We start from the raw sequence: 1,442 nt of genomic DNA on the forward strand, positions 1-1,442 counted from the left end.
GGGTCAGTCCTAAAACCCAGTTGCAAGTCTATCCTCTTAAGCACATAATTTCATAAGTATTTATTACCTTTGCATCATGAAGAATCACCAATTATTACGTTGCATCTTTCCAGATGTACTTGCCGACTACTTTGATGTTGTCGATATTCAAGAGAGTGTTTCGCAGATTGACTTTTGGCTTGACGAGCGTAACTTTATGGAAAAGTCAGACCATAAGTTAGGCACTGTAAGCAGTTATGGTTTTACCAGCGAGCGTGTTATTCAGGACTTCCCCCTTCGTGGCAAAGCAGTTTACCTCCATGTTCGCCGTCGCAAGTGGCGTGATAGTTCCAACGGAGAGATATTTACTTATTCATATGATGATTTGACGGCTGAGGGCAGTAAACTATCCCCCGAGTTCGTTTCTTTTTTAAAAGAATAGAATTGAGTCCACTGCAGAGAGCATCGCAAGTATCGGTGCTCACTATGGCGTAAATGGCAAGCAGTTATCCACACAGTACAAGGAACATTTCAGTGATTATCGTAGCTGGGATCAGTTGGAGCATGCTCAAGACTGGCTATTGTTTGAAGATAACATAGGAGAGAGTCTAAGTATTGATGAGACCTGTCTAAGCAGTGGCGAGGTTTATACTTTTCTAACCAACAAGGCTGGAAAGGGCAGAAAAGGGACTTTGGTAGCTGTGGTTAAAGGGACCAAGGCAGAGGACGTTATTCAGGTTCTTAAGAAGATAAACATTTCTAAACGAAATACTGTCAAGGAGATAACACTCGACTTGTCATCTTCTATGATGCGCATAGCCCGCTCTGTTTTTCCAAAAGCACTTATTACCAATGACAGATTTCATGTACAGAAACTATATTATGATGCTCTGGATGACATGCGTATCGCTTACCGATGGATGGCAAGAGATAAAGAGAACCAGGAGATAAGAGAAGCTAAAAGTGAGGGAAAGGAATATATACCATTTAGATACAGCAATGGTGACACGCGTAAGCAGTTGCTCGCCAGAGCAAAGTTCATATTGACCAAGCACAAGACCAAGTGGACTGAAACACAGAAAGGTAGGGCACAAATCATCTTTGAACATTATCCGACACTGAAAAAGGCATATGATTTGGCTATGAAACTTACCGATATTTATAACATCAAGAGCATCAAGGATGCTGCAAGGCTGAAGCTGGCAAAATGGTTTAATGAGGTTGAAGAGCTGGGAGTGGACAATTTCTACACAGTGATTGACACGTTTGAAAATCATTATCAAACCATACTCAATTTCTTTGTAAACAGAGCTACAAATGCAAATGCCGAGTCATTCAATGCTAAAGTTAAAGCATTCAGGGCACAGTTCAGAGGGGTGACAGATATTCCTTTCTTTTTATATAGGCTTATGAAATTGTGTGCTTAAGAGAGTAGGCTTGCAACTGGGTTTTAGGACTGACCC

The 1,442-nt window shown here is 41.2% G+C and carries 2 protein-coding genes; both read left to right on the plus strand.

Features of this window, described 5'->3' with window-relative positions; genetic code table 11:
• Window positions 1–76 precede the first annotated feature (76 nt).
• Window positions 77–421 carry an ISAon1 family transposase N-terminal region protein gene (locus CHB62_RS14470; RefSeq protein ID WP_024992867.1) on the plus strand — a complete coding sequence of 115 codons (345 nt, stop codon included), beginning with the start codon at window positions 77–79 and terminating at the stop codon, window positions 419–421.
• 1 nt (window position 422) lies between these two features.
• Entirely contained in the window at window positions 423–1,406 is a 984-nt protein-coding gene (locus CHB62_RS14480) for an ISAon1 family transposase (protein WP_438268816.1), read from the plus strand.
• Window positions 1,407–1,442: the final 36 nt, after the last annotated feature.

The sequence above is a fragment of the Prevotella jejuni genome (assembly GCF_900187995.1).
Taxonomy (GTDB): Bacteria; Bacteroidota; Bacteroidia; order Bacteroidales; family Bacteroidaceae; genus Prevotella; species Prevotella jejuni.

Excerpts from the sequence above, each read along its gene's own strand:
- CHB62_RS14470 (WP_024992867.1), top strand. The coding sequence starts at position 77 with ATGAAGAATCACCAATTATTACGTTGCATCTTTCCAGATGTACTTGCC.